We start from the raw sequence: 18,609 nt of genomic DNA on the forward strand, positions 1-18,609 counted from the left end.
GCGGCTAGATAATTGAACCCGGTCCTGACGCAAAAAAAGCACCAACCAATTCTGGTCAGTGCTGACGATTACTTTGTTGCGTTGATATATTGATAGACCTGCTGACCGGCAATCGCCCCATCACCAACCGCAGTTGCTATCTGGCGCAGTGGGGTCTCCCGAACGTCCCCGATGGCAAAGATACCCGGCACACTGGTCCGCATCTGGGTATCGGTCTTGATCCATCCCTGATCATCGAGGATTCCAAGGCCATTAAACGGAGCAGTCATCGGCAAACTACCGACATAAATGAAGACCCCGTCCGCAGCCATTTCACTATCAGCACCGGTGGCGTTGTTGTGAGTCTTGACCCCGGTTACCTTGGTCTGATCACCGACAATTGCGGTAACACTGGTGTTAAAAACGAACGTCATCTTATCGTTTTTACGTGCCTCATCCTGCAATAATGGCTGAGCCCGCAGGTGATCACCACGAACGAGCACCGTTACTTTGGCAGCCAACTGGGTCAGGTACATTCCCTCCTCAACTGCAGAGTCACCACCACCAACAACAATCAGGTCACGACCCTTGAAGAAGGCCCCGTCGCAGACAGCACAATAAGAGACACCCTTGCCACTGTATTCTTCCTCACCCGAAACGCCCAAGTGGCGCTGGGTCGAACCGGTGGCAATCACAACCGCCTTAGCGATAAATGTATCACCCATGTCGGTTGTAATCTCCTTGGTTACTCCCTTGTCAATCAATTTAGTAACGGTTCCATAGGCGTACTCGGCACCAAACTGAGTAGCACCATCATACATCTGTTTAGCCAGCTCCGGTCCCTGTACATTCTTAAAGCCGGTGTAGTTCTCGATCGAAGCCGTATTATTCAGGTTACCACCGTAGATTCCCCGATCAAGCATCACCACGGACAAGTTGGCCCGGGATGCGTACATTGCTGCCGTCATCCCGCCAGGACCAGCACCGATTACAACCACATCATAGTTCTTTGTCTCTGCCATATGATCTCCTCCCATCACAAATCATCAATCCCATCATACCGACTAAGGCCATTCTTGTCTATCAACTTGTTTATTATAAGTAAACAAAGAATCCGCTGCCCATTGTCAGCGGATTCTTTATTTAATAGATTACTTTTTATGATTCTTCTTGTCTTCAGCAGTCAGTTTAGCGCCCAGTTCCTTGATGTACTCGCGTAATTCATCCTTTACCTGTGGGTGTTGCAGACCATACTCGATATTGGTCTTGACCCAGCCAAACTTGTTACCGACATCATAACGGTCACCCTTGTATTCACGAGCAAAAACCCGTTGTGTCTGGTTCAGGGTATCAATGGCGTCAGTCAGTTGAATTTCATTCCCTTTACCAGGCTTCGTCTTAGCCAGAACATCAAAGATTTCTGGGGTAAAGACGTAACGACCAATGATAGCGAGGTCACTTGGTGCGTCCTTTGGTGCCGGCTTTTCAACAAAGCTTGTGACGTTGTAGAGGCCTGGTGTAACCTCCTTGCTTGGGTTGATGACCCCATACTTAGCGGTGTCTTCATGAGGTACCCGCATTACGGCCAGAGTGGAGGCTCCAGTCTGCTGGTAGCTCTCGATCAGTTGCTTGGTCAGCGGTTCACCGTTGTTGTTGATGTTGTTCAGATCATCACCGAGCATAACCACGAATGGTTCGTCCCCGATGAAGTCCCGAGCCGTCAGAACAGCGTCCCCAAGACCACGAGGGTGTGATTGACGGATGAAGTAGATGTTGATGTCAGTGGTATCTTCCACCAGCTTCAACATTTCATCCTTATGCTTAGAGCGCAGGTTGTCTTCCAATTCTGGGTTGGAGTCGAAATGGTCTTCGATGGAGCGCTTGTTCTTTCCATCAACCACGACGATATCTTCGATTCCAGACTTCCGCGCTTCCTCAACGATGAATTGAATCGTTGGCTTATCAACAATTGGCAGCATTTCCTTGGCTAATGCCTTCGTAGCGGGGAGAAAACGAGTCCCCAAGCCGGCAGCCGGAATGATTGCCTTTCTAACACGTTTCATAACTACAAAATCCTTTCCATAACTTCAATTTCTCTCAAAGTTACCCGATCATATTTTACCATACTTATTCCATTTCGGAAGTCAGGTCACGGTTCATCAGTTGAGAAATTGCGGTCTTGATGTCTTCACCCTTATACAGGACTTGATATAGGGCATCGGTAATTGGCATCGGCACCTGTCGCTTCTTGCTGAGTTCGTAGGCCGCCTTAGTCGTGTAGACACCCTCAATCACCATTCCCATGTTATTGATGACGTCGTCAAGCTGTTGACCCTGGCCAAGCTGGTAGCCGGCTCGCCAGTTTCGTGAATTCTTGCTTGTTGCTGTCACAACCAGGTCACCAACTCCAGATAGCCCAATAAAGGTCATCGGATTGGCGCCGAAGGCCACGCCCAGGCGCCGGATCTCTGCTAGGCCCCGAGTGATCAAGGCTGCCCGAGCATTGTCATGGTAGCCTAATCCCTGGAGGGCACCAGCGCCGATGGCAATAATATTCTTCAGGGCCGCCCCAAATTCGGCGCCAATCACATCGTCATTGGTATAAACCCGGAAGTAAGAGTTACTGAAGAGCTGCTGAACCTTTTCGGCATCAGCTAGGTTGGCACAGGCCGCCGTAACCGCGGTCATATCTTTGATCGCCACCGACTCAGCGTGACTTGGGCCGGAAAGCACTACGATGTCACGCCGATACTTAGGATCAATTTCTTCCTTGAGCATTTCAGATGGCCGCTTATAGGTGTTTTGTTCCAATCCCTTGGTAGCGTGCACAATCAGCGACTGCTGGTTGAGTTCGGCCAGGACCGTATTAAGTTGATGGGCCACCTGACGAATCCCCTTGGTCGGAATCACAATCAGAATAACGTCAGCTCCCTTGACAGCAGCCTTCATATCAGTTGTAGCGTGGAGCTTGCTGGAATAGGTAAAGTTCTTCATGTAGGCCGGGTTAACGTGTTCCTTGTTCAGACGGTCAACCTGTTCCTGGTCCCGCGACCACAGCTCAACCTTGTGACCGTTATCGACCAACAGGTTAGCCAGGACACTGCCCCAGGAACCGGCACCCAACACTGCTACTTTTTCCGTCATGATTAATCTCTCCTCTATTAAGTATTACTTTGACTGCTGATACCAGGGAACATTTCCCTGGCGGCGACGTATCAGTAAAACGACCAGTGCTCCAGCAAAGAACACCAATGACAATAGCTGCGACACACGAATCACAGAACCAATCATTAAGCTGTCAGTCCGCATCCCCTCAATGAAGAAGCGGCCAAATGCGTACCACATCACGTAGGTCAGGAAAACCTCGCCGCGCCGAAAGAGGTGATTGCGATGACGCAGGCTGATCAGCATAATAAAGCCCAGCAGGTCCCAAATCGACTCGTATAAGAAGGTTGGCACCCGGTACTGGCCACCGATGTCCATCTGGTTGACAATCCAAGTAGGAATATGCTGAGCCAGTAGCGCCGCCCGCGTAGTGACTATCCCAAAGGCCTCTTGATTCATGAAGTTGCCCCAGCGGCCGATTCCCTGGGCAAGGATAACGGTCGGCGCGATTACGTCAAGCATGGCCCACATCGACAGGTGACGAGCCCGGCAAAAAAGGTAGAGAACCAAGAATCCACCCAGAATGGCCCCATAGATGGCGATTCCCCCATCCCAGATGGCAATGATCTCCCCCGGGTGGGCCGCATAATACGGCCATTGGAAGGTAACGTAGTAGAGCCGGGCACAAACGATGGCAACTGGCAAGGCCCAGAGAAGATAGTCATAAAAGTAGTCCTCGGGGATTCTCTGCCGTTTTCCTTCACGGATCGCCAGCCAGAGTGCCAGAACCACCCCGGTTGCAATAATAACCCCGTACCAGTGAATGACGAAGGGGCCAAACTGCAGGGCAATCGGGTTGAGGGCGGCGGTAATTGTCATTGCCATTACTTCTGACCCTTCTTACTGTCCCGGGCGGAGTTTTCTTTAATCAGCTTATTCAGGTTACGGTCAAACGTTTCAGTAGCGTCGTAGCCCATTGTCTCAGCACGGTAATTCATTGCCGCTGATTCAATGATAATCGCCAGGTTCCGCCCAATCTTAACCGGCACAGAAACCTTAGGAATAATAACCCCTTGAATGGTCTGGGTATCGCCCCGGTCTCCCAGTCGGTCAAATTTAGCATCCGGGGTCCAAGTCTCCAGGTGGACGATCAGGTCGATCTTATCATTGGGCATGACGGCCCCGGTTCCGTAAAGGGTAGCAACGTCAATGATTCCGATCCCCCGAATCTCCATCAGGTGCTCCAAAATCGCCGGGGCACTCCCAATCAGGGTCTGTTCATCACGGGCGTAAACCTCCACCCGGTCATCAGCAACCAGCCGGTGTCCCCGTCGAACCAGTTCCAAGGCGGTTTCACTCTTACCGACTCCGGAATCCCCGGTAATCAGGACTCCAACACCATTGATATCGACCTGAACCCCATGCAGCGACTTCCGCGGTGCTAACCGGCCTAATAGGAAGGAGGTCATGTTACTGAGTATCTGTGAAGACGTCAGGTGCGTTCCGAGGATTGGAATATGGGCTTCCTCGGCCGCCACCTTCAGTTCCGCCGGGATTGGCAGGTTGGTAGAGATTACAAAACATGGCGTCTGTGGAGTGCACATCTTAGTCATGTACTTAACCATCTTCTCGTGGGTCAGGTCCTTGGAAAATGACGTCTCCGTGATTCCTAATAACTGGATCCGCAGGGCTGGATAGTGCTTGAAGTACCCAGCAAACTCCAGGGCTGGCCGTGAAATATCACTGGTGGTAATCGGCCGGTCAAGGTAGTCCTCACCCTGGAGAACCTTCAGCCGGACCTTCTCAACTAATTCCTTAACCGTAACGCTGTTTGGCACAACCATTCACTCCTTTATTAATAACTGTTTTCTTGGTGATCAGTGATCAGGGTGTTGCAGATCGACATAATAATGGCAATTAGCAACGCACTCCAGAACGAAGAGAAGCTAAAAGATCCTGACCCAACAAATAAGGAGGTCAGCTCAAGCATTACTCCGTTAATCACAATACTAAATAGCCCCAACGTCAAAATATTGATCGGTAGCGACAGGATCACCAGGATGGGCTTAACCAGGACGTTGAGAATTGCTAACACAAAGCTGGCCAGAAGCGCCATCCAGGCACTACTAATGTAGAACATCCCCGTACCCGCAAAGAGTCCCGCCAGGGCAATAAACAAGATCGTGTCAATCAGTACTTTTTTCCAAAATCCCATTATGATCGCTCATTTCTTTTAATGTCCTTTTCTTCCACGTCTGTCAGCTGACGCCGGGTCTGAGAATGATCCGCCTGCTTGCCCAAATCGTTTAGGGCATGCAACATCCCTAGGATTCCCGGCTTGCTAGGATCCGGTGGCATGATAATCAGTAGGATTAGGTAGATGATCACACCCGGCACAATTGCAGTCATAATGGTCAAGATAACATAGATAATCCGTAGGAGGTTAGCCGAAATGTGAAGATACTGACCAAAGCCCCCAAAGACCCCACCGATGATCCGGTCGGAAGCTGACCGGGTCAAACGACGATGACGACTTTCACGCATTTGCACCACTCCTTTAAGTTAATCTTACTTGCTTTCTGCTGTAACCGCAATCTCCATTATTGCGGATTCTTCTGACTGAGTTTCCACTGCAGGTAGGCGTTGATGAAGGGATCAAGGTCTCCATCCATCACGGCCTGCCCGTTGTGGGTTTCGTAACCGCTCCGGTTATCCTTAACCAGGGTGTAGGGATGAAAGACGTAGGAGCGGATTTGGGAGCCCCAGCCGATTTCCAACTGTTCACCCTCGATCTCGGCCCGCTTCTTGGCCTTCTTCTCTTCTTCCAATTCATAAAGCTTAGACTTCAGCATATTCATCGCAGTTACCCGGTTCTGCAGCTGGGAACGTTCTGCCTGCGACGAGGTGACAATCCCAGTCGGCAGGTGGGTAATCCGGACAGCCGATTCCGTCTTGTTGATGTGCTGACCACCAGCTCCGCTCGACCGGAAGGTGTCAACCCGCAAGTCAGATGGGTCGATGTCGATATGGACACTCTCATCAAGCTCCGGCATTACGTCGACTGAGGCAAAGGAGGTGTGACGCCGGCCAGCCGCGTCAAACGGCGAGATCCGCACCAAACGGTGAACTCCCTTCTCACTGCGAAGGTAGCCAAAGGCGTTATGACCTTTGATCAGAAGGGTAACACTCTTGATCCCGGCCGCATCACCAGCTTCATAGCTGGCGGTCTCGACCTTGAAGCCATGCTGCTCACCCCAGCGGACGTACATCCGCAAGAGCATTGATCCCCAGTCTTGGGCCTCAGTCCCCCCAGCCCCAGGGTGAATTTCTAGGATGGCATTCTTGGCATCGTATTCACCATCGAGTAGCTGATTGAGCCGGTATTGGTCCAGGGCCTTCTTGGTCTTTTCAAAGGAGCTGTCAAGTTCCTGTTGCAAGTCGGGATCAGGCCCCATCGACAATAGCTCGATTGTCGTCATCAAGTTGGCAATCTGGTCACGCAGCTGAACAAAGGTGTCACGCTTCTCCTTCAATGCGTTGTTGTCGTTGATAACCCGCTGAGCGGCCTCATTATCGTTCCAGAAATCAGGCTGGGCCATCTTCTGTTCATTTTCTGCAATGCTCTCGTCTAGTGCATCAAGGTCAAAGAGACCTCCCGAAGCGGGCAACTTCTTGTTGCATTGCTTCTACTTGTTTCTTAGCTTCACTTAATTCCACAATCGTACCTCCATATATAAATATACGGCAGGGGGTACCGTCATGGGTTACCTTACTGCCGTACCTTACAAACTAGTAGCAATCGTTAGATCTATTTTTATCGGGTCACATTCTGCCGAATCTCAGACTTCATAAAGAGCCGGGTTGTCTCATACTCAATATCGGCGATCATCTGCTCGAACATATGGTAACCGGCCGTCTGGTATTCAACCAGCGGGTTCAATTGACCATATCCCCGCAGACCAACTGACTGCCGGAACTGGTCCATCACATCAATGTGATCCGTCCAGTGGGAGTCAACTACCCGCAAAAGGACGACCTTTTCGAATTCCAACATCTGGGCCGGGTCATAGAGCTGACGCTGCTTATCCTTGTAAACGCCCTGAGCGAAAGACATCAGATAGTCAACCATCTCGTCCTTGCTCTTGCCCTTGAGGTCGGCAACCTTAACCGTATCCGGCTTGACCAGAACCTCCTCAGCAAAGTCAACGATTCCCTTCAGGTCCCAATCCTTCTTGTCACCTAGGGTATGCTGTTCAACCTCGCGCTGGATAGTCCGCTTGAAGATCGGCATCAGAACCCACTTCAGCGACTTATCCTCAGTGATAATCTGCTGCCGTTCCTTGTAGATAATCTCACGCTGCTCACGCATCACGTCATCGTACTGGAGAACGTTCTTCCGAGAGTCGTAGTTATTCCCTTCAACCCGCTTCTGGGCTGATTCAACCTGACGGGTCAGGAACCGACTCTTAATAACAGCATCGTCGTCGTCAACCTTCATCCGTTGCAGGAAGTTCTTGATCCGGTCACCACCGAACCGCTTCATCAGGTCATCCTCTAAGGACAGGTAGAACTGGGACAATCCAGGATCTCCCTGCCGGCCAGAACGACCACGCAACTGGTTATCAATCCGCCGCGACTCGTGCCGTTCGGTCCCAATCACGGCCAGACCGCCAAGTTCTCGAACACCGGGGCCAAGCTTAATATCAGTTCCCCGTCCAGCCATGTTGGTGGCAATCGTTACGGCACCTTTCTGACCGGCATTCTTGATAATGTCAGCCTCTTTAGCGTGGTTCTTGGCATTTAAAACCACATGCGGAATATGTTCTTGATCCAGCAAATGAGACAAGTACTCGGAAGTTTCAACCGCCACGGTCCCGACCAGGATCGGCTGCCCCTTCTCGTGGAGTTTCTTAATCCGCTTAACGACCGCCGCAAATTTGCTTTGCAGGGTTGGGTAGAGCAAGTCTGGTTCATCCTTTCGAATAACCGGTTTATTCGTTGGGATCGAAATTGTTTCCATGTTGTAGATCTCTCGGAATTCTTCCTGCTCCGTCTTTGCAGTCCCGGTCATCCCGGCCAGTTTGTTATACATCCGGAACAGATTCTGGTAGGTAATATTGGCCATCGTCTTGTTTTCTTCTTGAATCTCGACGCCTTCCTTGGCCTCAATTGCCTGGTGAAGGCCATCGGAGAATCGCCGTCCCTGCATCACCCGTCCGGTGAATGAGTCGACGATCAGGACCTCGCCATCAGAAACCACGTAGTCCTTGTCCAGGTGCATGATGTAGTTGGCCCGCAACGCCTGGTCTAGGTGGTGGGTCAGTGGGGTGTTCTCTGGGTCGTAAAGGTTCTTCAGGTTGAAGTACTTTTCCGCCTTTTGAATCCCGGTATCCGTCAAAGACACTGTCTTGGACTCCAGGTCGACCTTGTAATCAACCTCATTCTTCAACTGCTTGACGAACCGGTCCGTTTGCTTATAGAGCTTGGAGGTCCCCGTCCCTGGTCCGGAAATGATCAGCGGCGTCCGGGCCTCATCGATCAGGATCGAGTCCACCTCGTCGACAATGGCATAGTTCAGGCCACGCTGCACCTGGTCCTCCTTGTAAACCGCCATATTATCACGCAGGTAGTCGAAACCAATTTCACTGTTGGTAGAGTACATGATATCGGCCTTGTAAGCTTCCCGCTTCTGGTCGGGGCTCATCTCAGAGTTATTGATGCCGACACTGCAACCCAGCCAGTTGTAAAGCTGTCCCATCTCGGTGGCATCACGCTTGGAAAGGTACTCGTTAACCGTTATAACGTGAACCCCCTTGCCAGATAGGGCATTGAGGTATACCGGCATCGTTGCGGTCAGGGTCTTCCCCTCACCAGTCTTCATCTCGGCGATATTTCCTTCATGGAGTACAATGCCCCCCATAACCTGAACGTGGAATGGGTACAGACCCAGTACCCGTTTAGCTCCTTCACGGGCAACAGCAAACGCCTCTGGCAGCATGTCGTCCAGTGATTCGCCATTTTGGTAGCGCTGGCGGAACTCTGGCGTTTTTGCCTGTAGCTGTTCGTCAGTCATTGCAGCCATTTTTTTAGCATAACCGTCAACTTTATCTGCGATCTTGTTAATTCGCCGTAACTCACGACGATCACTTTCGATCCATTTTTTTAAAATGTTGGCCATAAAAGCGTCCTTCCTAATTTACTAGCTCGAGCTAAAATCCATTAAAAAGTGCTACTCAAGCCAATTATATTTTATTCTAACTTAAGTATTTTACCACTTTCCACCCCGCTTTGAAACCTAAAGCAACCCGGGGATTCACCAAACAAAAAGGGCCATCGCAATCAGTATTGCCATAGTCCTTACAAAAGATATTTTATTGTTTATTATTCAGCTTCAATCAGGCCGTAGCGATTGTCACGACGACGGTAGACGATGCTCGTTCCGTTAGTTTCAGCATCCTGGAAGACAAAGAAGTCATGCCCTAACATATCCATTTGTAAGACCGCCTCTTCAGGATCCATTGGCTTCAAGGAAACCTGCTTTGTCCGTACGATCTTTAAGTCGTCGTTGTTTGCTGAATCGTCATCACTCGGAACGAATTCTAAGTTCTTGAAGCCCTTTTCACGTGACTTCCGGTTGATCTTGGTCTTGTACTTCCGAATTTGACGTTCAAGCTTATCAGTTACCAGGTCAACACTACCGTACATATCATTTGAGGTCTCTTCGGCCCGCAGCGTCAAGTACGGAAGCGGAATGGTTACTTCGACCTTGTAAGTCCGGTTTGGATAAACCTTCAAGTTCACGTGGGCGGTTGCTTCAACATTGTCCTCAAAGAACTTTTGAAGCTTACTAATCCGCTTTACTACATAGTCACGAATTGAGTCAGTGACTTCAACGTTTTCACCACGAATATTGAACTTTAACATCAAACATCTCTCCTTTCAGTCCAAGCATATGCTTGATCTGATATCAGAAGGACCACTCTTCTCATATCCTATAGATTATTATAGTGTAGTTCCGGTCAATAAACAAACCGTTTTCATCAACCTTTAAAATTATTTAACGTGCCAGGGAAAGGCTTGTCAATTCACAGCATTGCGCCGCTTTAAGAAGGTCTGCTGCGTGGTAAAGTGTCCGACCCGTCGTATAGATATCATCTACCAATAGGACCCGTTTCCCACGCACCATCATGGGATCAACCAGTTCAAAGGGCTGTGGAGTCTGTAGGCGTTCCTGACGAGTCTTGTGGGATTGGGCAACCTTGTCAGTGGCGCAGTGCCGCAGGGCCGGGGTCACGACAACTCCCCCTAACATTCCCAGAACCTGATTGAATCCCCGAGTAGCCATTGTCGTCCGCGTTACTGGAATAGGCACCACCACGTCTGCTGCTATCCTACGTATTCGTGCCTCTAGTACCGACTGAAAGACGACCCGCAATCGATAGTCACCCGCAAACTTATAACAGTGCACATACTCCTTCATGGCATCATTGTAGGTGTAAAGGGCCTGATGATGAAGATGCCAACCATACTGGTGCTGCCAAGCCGTACACTCCGGGCACAAGCGGGTATGTTCTTGCGGCCGACTGCAGCCGGGACAGGCATGGGTGGGATCGATCTGAATAAAGCGCGCCCGACATTGCTCACAAAGCGTGGGCTGGGCCAGCGGACGTAGCATGACTAAGTCACGTATCTTCAACCGAACCGGCAAGTGGGCATTGCAGAGCAAGCAATTCATTGCTGTAAGCTCCGGCCCTTACGATTCATGAAATCCACCTGGCGTACCGCCGACCGCACTCGTCGGCACTGAGTCGCAATCCAAAAACAGACCGTTCCCGTTGGCCGACTGACCGCACGACCAGCACGACCGGCGATCTGCACCAGAGCCGACGAAGAGAAGATTGGTTCATCGGCTCCCAAGACAAAAACATCAATCTCCGGAAAGGTAACGCCCCGTTCCATAATGGTAGTGGTTACCAGGAAATCGTATTTACCATCCCGCATCGCCTGGACCTTAGCCAGCCGGTGCCGATCCGTCGCATGCACCGTGGCAAAGGAACATCCTGGCAGGGTCTCACGTAAAAGGGGCTCAACCGCTGCCAGGTCCGCTACATGTGGCAAAAATAGTAGGAATCGGTAACCATCAGCCAACGACCGGCGCAGGCGGGCAACCAGGCTAGTCGGTAAGTGTCCCCGCCGAAGGCCACGTCGCCACCCCGGGGCCAGCTGCAGGTTGATCCGTGGCAGCAAGTGGCCGTGATAGCGAAGCGGCAGGTAGCTCACCGTCAATTCTCCCCGCTTTACCCGCCGCAAAAGGACCGGGCCTGGGGTTGCGGTCAGGTATAAACATCCCCCGTCCTCCTTAATCGCCTGTTGACTGGCATATAGCAAAGCGTCGTTAGCAGCAAAGGGAAAGGCATCCACCTCATCGATGATCAGGTTATCGAAAGCATGGTAGAAACGGAGCAGCTGGTGGGTTGTGCAGACCGTCAGCTGGGCATAACGATAGGGCAGCTCCTGACGGCCGTGCAGCAGGACCATCGTTGTATTCTGAAATGCTGCCTCAAGTCGAGGATACAATTCTAAGCAGACGTCCACCCGGGGCGAGGCCACCGCCAATCGTTCGCCGCGTTCCAGGGCATGGGCGATTCCGTAAAACATCATCTCGGTCTTCCCAGCTCCAGTTACCGCCCACAAAAGCTGGTACCACCGGGCAGCCAACCCCTGATCAACCTTGACAGCGGCCTCTTCCTGCAATGGCGATAATTGTCCCGTCCAGGTCAGCACCGGCCGCTGTACAGTGAATTGATTTGGCTCGGGAACATGATAAAATTTATTTAACGTCGAGACTCGACCTAAGTTAATACAATGCGGACAGTAGAACTCATCGTTAGGCAGAGCAGCCAGTCGTCGATTTGTCTCATGACCACAACGCAGACAACGTACCCGTTGGCCGTGCAGTTCCATTGTGGGCATGACCTCAACCGATGTAGGTGGGATGGTCTCCTGCCACTGTGGCTGGTCGACCAGAACCCGTCGGCCATAATACTCGTCTAAGTTCATCGTCATCCCCCCTACTTAGTAAGTACGGAGAATTTAGTAAAAATCACGAAAGAAGTTTTCATATGTCAGAACCATTCATTACCATCGCTAAAAACACCAGCTTCACGATGGTCATTAAGAAGTCCCGCTTTATCTGCTCGCTCGGTCGAATAGAGAACGAGGCGGATGCCCAGTCCTTCATCGAACGTATCCAGACGGCCAACCGCAAGGCTACTCACAACTGTTTTGCATACATGATCGGTGAATCCGACCAGGTCCAGCGGGAAAGCGACAACGGCGAACCCAGCGGAACGGCCGGAATACCGATCCTAGAGTCCCTCCAGCTGGCTAAGCTCCATAACGTTGTCGCTGTGGTGACCCGGTACTTCGGTGGTATCAAGCTCGGTGCAGGCGGACTAATCCGGGCATATAGCAACGTCACCACCAACGCTATTCACCAGGCTGGTCTCGTCCAACGCGTTATGCAGACAGCAGTTGATATTACCATCAGTTACGCCCAGCATGACCGCCTCCGCTTCTTTCTCAAAGAGCACCAGATTGAGCTGGCTAACGAGACATACGGGGTCAATGTGACGGTCACCGTCTTCGTCAATCAAGTAGACTGCGACGACCTAATCAACCAGCTTACCAACTATTTCAACGGTCAACTCCAAATAAAAAAGGGCCAGCCCCGTAAACACGAGGTACCCTATCAACCGGCTTAGGCCAAAATGGCTTCCGCAATATCCAAAACAACGATCACAGCTAGTATTGCAGCCAACCAGCCCAGGATCACCCGCGTGTGGTGGTCATGGGCTTTTAGTTTAACCCAGTTAAAGCCGCAATAAGCAACTAACATCAACAGACAGCCGATAACCCCATAAACTCCCGAGTGAAACCCCCGGTTGTCAATGGAGTAACTAGCAGTGAAGAAGAGGCCCAGTGCAAAGAGCAGGCCGAAAAACAGCTGTTTCTTATCCATAAATACTCCTTACTAGCGAAAACGGTGTCCGACAAATCCGGACACCGTTGCTTTTTTATTCATGTAGGTGATAGTTATAACTAGCTACGATGATGTTCTCACGGGAGTTCAGAACGGCCCGCAGACGGACACTGGTCTGGTTATGCAGTGCCAACTGCCACGGGTGCTTCGGAATAAACTGAGGAACCAGGACGGTAGTCGAATAGTTCCGCGCCTCAGCCCGTTTGGCAATTACATCAACGAAACGAAGGGTTGGTTTGGCAATTGACCGGTAGGAAGAGTGGATATCTACGAAGCGGACATCCGGGTACTCCGCCTTGAACTCGTTGGCTGTCTTGTGCTCCTTACCAGGGTTCTCATCGAACGACACGTGCATTGCAATGACGTAATCACCGATCGAACGGGCATAGTTGATAGCCCCCCGGGTCACCCGGGTTACGTTACCAACTAGGACAATGACCGTGGAGCCATCGTAGTCGTGGAGCTGAACCTTAGTCTTTTCTGCCACCCGCAGTTGAGCTGCCACCTTGACGTAGTGGGAGTGGACAGCATGGAACATGTAGAGCAGAAGCGGCATGATGATCAGGTACGGCCAAACATTACCGAAGTGCTGCCAGAAGAGACAAACAACCAAGATGAGTGAAATTAAGGCCCCAACAAAGTTAATGCAAGCCTTGCCAACCCACCAGCCTTGGCGTTCACGGAACCAGTGAATAATCATTCCAGACTGGGACAGGGTAAATGGTACGAAGACCCCAACCGCGTACAGGGGGATCAGCATATTGGTCTGCCCGTGGAAGATCAAAATCAGGATGATTGCCCCTACCGCCAGAGCGATGATCCCGTTGGAGTAACCCAGCCGGTCTCCCCGGTCCATGAAGGCGTGCGGCATATACTTATCCTTGGCCATGTTGAAGGCTAGGATTGGGAATGCTGAAAAACCAGTGTTGGCAGCAACCGCCAGAATCATGGCTGTTGACAACTGTAACAGGTAGAAGCCAAGGCCATGACCACCGAAGATCTGCGCCGCCATCTGTGACATGATCGTTGTCCGGGAGTTCGGTACGACCCCCAGGTAGAAGCTGAAGAAGATGATGGCAATGAAGAAGAATGCCAGGATGGCACTCATAATCGCCAGGGTTGTTGCCGCATTTTTTTCCTTAGGCTTGTTGAAGTTAGGAACCGCATTACTTACGGCTTCTACCCCAGTCAGCGAGGACGAACCAGCCGAGAATGCCCGAATGAACAGGACAAATGACATTCCCGCCACCGGGGTCCCATAGTCGGCAACCGCGTGGTAGTGAATCTGGCCGGTAATGATGTTATAGCCACCCCAGATAATCATGACCATCGTCATTAAGACGAAGAAATAGACCGGGACGGTCAAGAAGTTGGCACTCTCACTCATCCCCCGCAGGTTCATGAACATGATCAAGAGGACGATAATGATCGAGATTGGCACCGAGTAATGATAAAGAGCCGGGATTGCTGAAGTAATTGCCTCGGTCCCAGAGGTTGTGGAAACCGCCACGGTCAACATATAGTCGACCAAGAGCGACCCCCCAGCGAACAGGCCCCCGTTGCTTCCCCAGTTCCGGGTAGCTACCACATAGGCACCCCCACCGCTCGGGTAAGCATGGATAATCTGTTGATAGGACAGTGTGATCGCCAGCAATAAGATCAGAACAATCGCCGCAATCGGGATTGAGTACCAGATTGCTGCCGCAGACAAAGTAACCAGCACCGTAGTGATCTGCTCTGGACCATAGGCAACTGACGAAATAGCATCTGACGACAGCATTGCCAAGGCTTTAAACTTTGTCAAATGGGTCTGCCCTTCATCAAGGGTCTTTAATGGTTTTCCAATCAACACGCGTTTAAGATAACGCCACATGTCTCTCCCCTCCCAATTGATATTTATTTGGGTCAGTAAATTGGCTCCATTAATTTAATTATCACTTTAATTTAGATAACTGGATAATATTATAATTTATTCCCATCGTTTGCAACAAGCATTTTGGAACTTTTTTAGCTGATTGAAACAAATCATTCCTAGAGTTTGACCCGCCGATTAACCTCTTCAGCACCGGGGTCGATTGCTGGCAGGTGGCTGCACGTCCCCCACCAATAGAAAAACAGGGAAGCGATGATGATGACGACAAAGTCCCATGGGTACTTGACCCAGTTTTGACCGCCGAATCCCTCACTGCCCACGTAGGACATGATTGAGATGAAGACCAGGTAACATAACAGCCAGGCACTGCTCCTTAACTGTACTCCCCAGGCGGTGTGATGATACCGGGCCTCATAATAAAGGTAGATTGGCAGTCCCAGGGCAATCACCAGGATAACTTGAATCGTCGTCGGCCACATTGTCCAATAAATTGCCAGACTAGCCAAAACAAAGGCCACCGGGGCCAGCCAAGTCATATAGGCCGGGGCAAAAGGCCGCTTCAGGTCCGGCCGCATCTTACGCAGAGCCATCACAGTCACCGGTCCAGTTAGGTAGGCAATTAGGGTTGACCCGGTAATAACCGTCGCCAACAGGCTCCAGTTCCGGAAGGTATTAACCAAAATAACAGCCAGGATAAAGTCGGTCACCATAGCAAAGCGCGGGATCATGTAGCGCCGGGCTAAGCGTCCCAACCATTGGGGCAAATGCCTAGTGTGGGTCATTGCCGCCAGGGCCCGGGAAGCCGTCGCCACGAAGGCCACCCCGGTTCCAAATGGCGAAACAAAGGCGTCCATATAGAGAAGAATTGCCAGCCAATTCATACCGAGCAAGATGGCAATGTCGGCAAATGGTGATGTGAAATTAATCCCGTGCCAACCGTCCTTAGCCAGCATCGCCGGATTAATTGCTCCGATAAAGGCCACTTGAAGCATGATATAGATCACCGCGGTAATGATCATCGAAATCAGGACCCCACGAACAATATTCTTATGGGGGTTCACCATCTCGCCGCCCATGTTGATAATTGTTTGAAATGCATCGTAGGACATGATAATACCAGATACCGCCGCAGCCTCAAAGATCGACCGACTCCCATATGGCATGAAGGTACCAACACTGTGACCGAAATTAGCTGGATGAAAGCCAGAGATAATCAGCATCAGGATGGTCAACGTCGGCAAAGCAATTTTAAATACTGAAATCAAATTGGTGAACCGGGTCATTAACTTAACCGACCAGAAATTGATCAGGGTGAAAGCCAGCATAAAAAGGATTACCACCCACATACCGTTGGCGGTTATGTTGCCATCATGCATAAAATGATGAGTCCAGTTAGCCCATGACCAGGGCCAGGAGCTCATATATTGAACTGAGGCCACCGCCTCCATTGGGACCAAGGTAATCAAGGAGATCCAGTTGGCCCAGGCGGCAATGAAACCAAGGAGCTGACCATGACTATACTGAGCATACCGGCTCATTCCACCGCTTTCGGGAAACATCGCCCCCAATTCGACGTAGGTCAGGGCGATACTGATAATGATCACCGCCCCAAGAATCCAGGAAATAATAGCGGCCGGTCCAGCGACCCTAGCGGCGGTTCCGGCCCCAAAAAGCCAGCCAGACCCAATCAAAGAATTCAGGGCCAGCATGATCCCTGAAAAGAGACTTATTTTTTGTACTTTTAGTTTTTTCATCATGACTCCCTCTGCCAAGGTTTACTTTTTCTTAAACATTAGTGCATGTTCTACTTTACCACAAAGCCGTCTCAACGCGGTCCTCAAAAATTTTACATTGGGTAAATATTTCCCGGGAAATAAAAATAACCGGTTGAAGAATCATCCTCAACCGGTTATTTAATTTTAACTATTCAACTTGATTAGGGGGACAGATTACATCATGCCGCCCATGCCAGCGCCGCCTTGTGGAGCAGCTGGGGCATTGTTCTTGCTGTCATCTGGCTTATCAGCAACAACGGCTTCAGTGGTGAGCAGAAGTGCTGATACTGAGGCAGCATTTTGCAGGGCAGAACGGGTAACCTTGGTTGGGTCAACAATCCCGGCCTTAACCATGTCTTCAAACTTGCCGTCAGCAGCGTTGTAGCCAATACCTGGTTTTTCGCTCTTCAGTTGGTTAACAATGACAGAGCCTTCTACACCAGCATTTTCAGCGATCTGACGAACAGGTGCTTCCAAGGCATCCTTGACGATGTTGACACCAGTTGCTTCATCGCCGTCGGCTTCAACCTTGTCCAGAGCAGGCAGAACATTGATCAATGCCGTACCACCACCAGGTACGAATCCTTCTTGAACAGCGGCCCGGGTAGCGTTCAGGGCATCCTCAATACGGTACTTCTTTTCCTTCATTTCAGTTTCGGTAGCAGCACCAACCCGAACAACGGCAACACCGCCGGAAAGCTTTGCCAGACGTTCTTGAAGCTTCTCCTTGTCGAAGTCAGAAGTTGCCTTAGAGATAGCCTGCTTGATTTGGTCAACCCGTTCAGCAATAGCTTCCTTGGCACCACCGCCGTCAACGATGGTCGTGGCATCCTTAGTAACCGTAACCTTGTTGGCTTGGCCAAGTTGTTCAACCGTAGCGTCCTTCAGGTTCATACCCAGGTCATCAGAAATAACAGTACCACCGGTCAATACGGCAATATCTTGAAGTTGAGCCTTACGACGGTCACCAAAGCCAGGGGCCTTAACAGCAACCACGTTGAAGGTACCACGGATCTTGTTAAGAACCAGGGTCGGCAGAGCTTCACCAGTGATGTCATCAGCAATGATCAAGAGGGCCCGGCCTTCTTGAACAACATTTTGCAGCAATGGCAGAATGTCTTGAATATTGCTGATCTTCTTGTCAGTGATCAGAATGTATGGATTGTCGAGGTCGGCTTCCATCTTGTCGTTGTCAGTTACCATGTATTGTGACATGTAACCGCGATCGAAGCTCATCCCTTCAACAACATCAACGCTGGTATCAACACCACGGGAATCTTCCAGGGTAATTACACCGTCGTTACCAACCTTTTCCATGGCATCGGCGATCAGCTTACCAACTTCCTTGTTATCCGCAGAAATGGAAGCAATCTGAGCAATGTCATCCTTGGTCTTAACATCATGTGACATCTTCTTCAGTGCTTCAACAGCGGCCCGAGTTGCCTTGTCGATCCCACGACGAATACCAACTGGGTTAGCACCGGCCGTAACGTTCTTCATCCCGGCATTGACGATTGCTTGGGTCAAAACAGTAGCAGTTGTGGTTCCGTCACCAGCGATGTCGTTGGTCTTGGAAGCAACTTCGGAAACCAGCTTAGCACCCATGTTTTCAAAGTGGTTTTCCAGTTCAATGCTCTTAGCAATCGTAACACCATCATTAGTAATGGTTGGGTTGCCATAGCTTTGTTCAAGGACAACGTTGCGGCCCTTAGGACCCATCGTCGTCTTAACCGTGTTAGCTAACTTATCAACACCGTGGAGCATTTCGTTCCGTGCATCTTCAGAAAACTTAATTTCCTTTGCCATTTATTGTCACCTCATCAAATTAATGTAAT

At 50.6% G+C, this 18,609-nt stretch carries 17 protein-coding genes; 1 reads left to right on the top strand and 16 read right to left on the bottom strand.

The genetic code is table 11. The annotated features are described in order from the left end of the window. Window positions 1-68: 68 nt before the first annotated feature. From trxB to CK797_RS03495, 12 genes are all read right to left on the bottom strand, one after another. Complete coding sequence (trxB, locus tag CK797_RS03440) at window positions 69-1,001, bottom strand: thioredoxin-disulfide reductase (protein WP_104688410.1); 933 nt, start codon at window positions 999-1,001, stop codon at window positions 69-71. Window positions 1,002-1,130: 129 nt separating this feature from the next. Beyond that, on the bottom strand, window positions 1,131-2,042 hold the full coding sequence (galU, locus tag CK797_RS03445) for a UTP--glucose-1-phosphate uridylyltransferase GalU (RefSeq protein ID WP_104688411.1): 912 nt from the start codon (window positions 2,040-2,042) through the stop codon (window positions 1,131-1,133). Between the two features lie 64 nt (window positions 2,043-2,106). Further along, entirely contained in the window at window positions 2,107-3,123 is a 1,017-nt protein-coding gene (locus CK797_RS03450; RefSeq protein ID WP_104688412.1) for an NAD(P)H-dependent glycerol-3-phosphate dehydrogenase, read from the bottom strand. Between the two features lie 24 nt (window positions 3,124-3,147). After that, window positions 3,148-3,969: a prolipoprotein diacylglyceryl transferase gene (gene lgt / locus CK797_RS03455; RefSeq protein ID WP_104688413.1), complete on the bottom strand. Its 822-nt coding sequence runs from the start codon at window positions 3,967-3,969 to the stop codon at window positions 3,148-3,150. Then, a complete protein-coding gene (hprK, locus tag CK797_RS03460) occupies window positions 3,969-4,922 on the bottom strand; it encodes an HPr(Ser) kinase/phosphatase (protein ID WP_104688414.1) in 954 nt (317 codons plus the stop codon). The genes lgt and hprK overlap by 1 nt, the downstream gene beginning before the upstream one ends. A 17-nt stretch (window positions 4,923-4,939) precedes the next feature. Continuing rightward, complete coding sequence (locus CK797_RS03465) at window positions 4,940-5,299, bottom strand: phage holin family protein (protein WP_104688415.1); 360 nt, start codon at window positions 5,297-5,299, stop codon at window positions 4,940-4,942. Next, window positions 5,299-5,628, bottom strand: a complete 330-nt coding sequence (locus CK797_RS03470; RefSeq protein ID WP_104688416.1) for a PspC domain-containing protein — start codon at window positions 5,626-5,628, stop codon at window positions 5,299-5,301. Before CK797_RS03470 ends, CK797_RS03465 begins: the two co-directional genes overlap by 1 nt. Window positions 5,629-5,684: 56 nt before the next feature. Beyond that, window positions 5,685-6,801 (bottom strand): peptide chain release factor 2 gene (gene prfB, locus CK797_RS03475; protein WP_412458019.1). Its coding sequence is split into 2 segments (ribosomal slippage): window positions 5,685-6,728 and window positions 6,730-6,801, totalling 1,116 coding nucleotides; the frame shifts between segments, so codons are not numbered across the junction. A gap of 97 nt (window positions 6,802-6,898) precedes the next feature. After that, window positions 6,899-9,262 carry a preprotein translocase subunit SecA gene (gene secA, locus CK797_RS03480; protein ID WP_104688418.1) on the bottom strand — a complete coding sequence of 788 codons (2,364 nt, stop codon included), beginning with the start codon at window positions 9,260-9,262 and terminating at the stop codon, window positions 6,899-6,901. A gap of 203 nt (window positions 9,263-9,465) precedes the next feature. After that, on the bottom strand, window positions 9,466-10,008 hold the full coding sequence (gene hpf, locus CK797_RS03485) for a ribosome hibernation-promoting factor, HPF/YfiA family (RefSeq protein ID WP_104688419.1): 543 nt from the start codon (window positions 10,006-10,008) through the stop codon (window positions 9,466-9,468). A 133-nt stretch (window positions 10,009-10,141) separates the two neighbouring features. Beyond that, the gene (locus CK797_RS03490) at window positions 10,142-10,819 is read right to left on the bottom strand and encodes a ComF family protein (protein WP_104688420.1); all 678 of its coding nucleotides are present in this window, start codon (window positions 10,817-10,819) and stop codon (window positions 10,142-10,144) included. Further along, on the bottom strand, window positions 10,816-12,144 hold the full coding sequence (locus tag CK797_RS03495) for a DEAD/DEAH box helicase (protein WP_104688421.1): 1,329 nt from the start codon (window positions 12,142-12,144) through the stop codon (window positions 10,816-10,818). The genes CK797_RS03490 and CK797_RS03495 overlap by 4 nt, the downstream gene beginning before the upstream one ends. A 62-nt stretch (window positions 12,145-12,206) precedes the next feature. On the opposite strand from CK797_RS03495, the gene CK797_RS03500 reads away from it, so the two are divergent. After that, on the top strand, window positions 12,207-12,848 hold the full coding sequence (locus CK797_RS03500) for a YigZ family protein (protein WP_104688422.1): 642 nt from the start codon (window positions 12,207-12,209) through the stop codon (window positions 12,846-12,848). Here CK797_RS03500 and CK797_RS03505 read toward each other — a convergent pair. The 4 genes from CK797_RS03505 to groL form a co-directional block, all read right to left on the bottom strand. Then, entirely contained in the window at window positions 12,845-13,105 is a 261-nt protein-coding gene (locus CK797_RS03505; protein ID WP_104688423.1) for a hypothetical protein, read from the bottom strand. The two genes, CK797_RS03500 and CK797_RS03505, sit on opposite strands and share 4 nt — an antisense overlap. Window positions 13,106-13,160: 55 nt before the next feature. Then, entirely contained in the window at window positions 13,161-14,999 is a 1,839-nt protein-coding gene (locus tag CK797_RS03510) for an APC family permease (protein WP_104688424.1), read from the bottom strand. Window positions 15,000-15,157: 158 nt separating this feature from the next. Continuing rightward, window positions 15,158-16,753 (bottom strand): APC family permease, encoded by a 1,596-nt coding sequence (locus CK797_RS03515; protein ID WP_104688425.1) that lies wholly within the window; start codon window positions 16,751-16,753, stop codon window positions 15,158-15,160. Between the two features lie 195 nt (window positions 16,754-16,948). Continuing rightward, window positions 16,949-18,580 carry a chaperonin GroEL gene (gene groL / locus CK797_RS03520; protein ID WP_104688426.1) on the bottom strand — a complete coding sequence of 544 codons (1,632 nt, stop codon included), beginning with the start codon at window positions 18,578-18,580 and terminating at the stop codon, window positions 16,949-16,951. Window positions 18,581-18,609 lie beyond the last annotated feature (29 nt).

Source organism: Limosilactobacillus pontis (assembly GCF_002940945.1).
Classification (GTDB): domain Bacteria; phylum Bacillota; class Bacilli; order Lactobacillales; family Lactobacillaceae; genus Limosilactobacillus; species Limosilactobacillus pontis_A.

Bases quoted from the DNA above. Each gene is read 5' to 3' on its own strand.
- CK797_RS03510 (WP_104688424.1), bottom strand. From the start codon at position 14,999: ATGTGGCGTTATCTTAAACGCGTGTTGATTGGAAAACCATTAAAGACC.
- hpf (WP_104688419.1), bottom strand. From the start codon at position 10,008: ATGTTAAAGTTCAATATTCGTGGTGAAAACGTTGAAGTCACTGACTCA.
- CK797_RS03450 (WP_104688412.1), bottom strand. From the start codon at position 3,123: ATGACGGAAAAAGTAGCAGTGTTGGGTGCCGGTTCCTGGGGCAGTGTC.
- CK797_RS03515 (WP_104688425.1), bottom strand. From the start codon at position 16,753: ATGAAAAAACTAAAAGTACAAAAAATAAGTCTCTTTTCAGGGATCATG.
- galU (WP_104688411.1), bottom strand. From the start codon at position 2,042: ATGAAACGTGTTAGAAAGGCAATCATTCCGGCTGCCGGCTTGGGGACT.
- CK797_RS03470 (WP_104688416.1), bottom strand. From the start codon at position 5,628: ATGCGTGAAAGTCGTCATCGTCGTTTGACCCGGTCAGCTTCCGACCGG.
- CK797_RS03495 (WP_104688421.1), bottom strand. From the start codon at position 12,144: ATGAACTTAGACGAGTATTATGGCCGACGGGTTCTGGTCGACCAGCCA.
- CK797_RS03465 (WP_104688415.1), bottom strand. From the start codon at position 5,299: ATGGGATTTTGGAAAAAAGTACTGATTGACACGATCTTGTTTATTGCC.
- groL (WP_104688426.1), bottom strand. From the start codon at position 18,580: ATGGCAAAGGAAATTAAGTTTTCTGAAGATGCACGGAACGAAATGCTC.
- CK797_RS03490 (WP_104688420.1), bottom strand. From the start codon at position 10,819: ATGAATTGCTTGCTCTGCAATGCCCACTTGCCGGTTCGGTTGAAGATA.
- CK797_RS03500 (WP_104688422.1), top strand. From the start codon at position 12,207: ATGTCAGAACCATTCATTACCATCGCTAAAAACACCAGCTTCACGATG.
- trxB (WP_104688410.1), bottom strand. From the start codon at position 1,001: ATGGCAGAGACAAAGAACTATGATGTGGTTGTAATCGGTGCTGGTCCT.
- lgt (WP_104688413.1), bottom strand. From the start codon at position 3,969: ATGGCAATGACAATTACCGCCGCCCTCAACCCGATTGCCCTGCAGTTT.
- CK797_RS03505 (WP_104688423.1), bottom strand. From the start codon at position 13,105: ATGGATAAGAAACAGCTGTTTTTCGGCCTGCTCTTTGCACTGGGCCTC.
- secA (WP_104688418.1), bottom strand. From the start codon at position 9,262: ATGGCCAACATTTTAAAAAAATGGATCGAAAGTGATCGTCGTGAGTTA.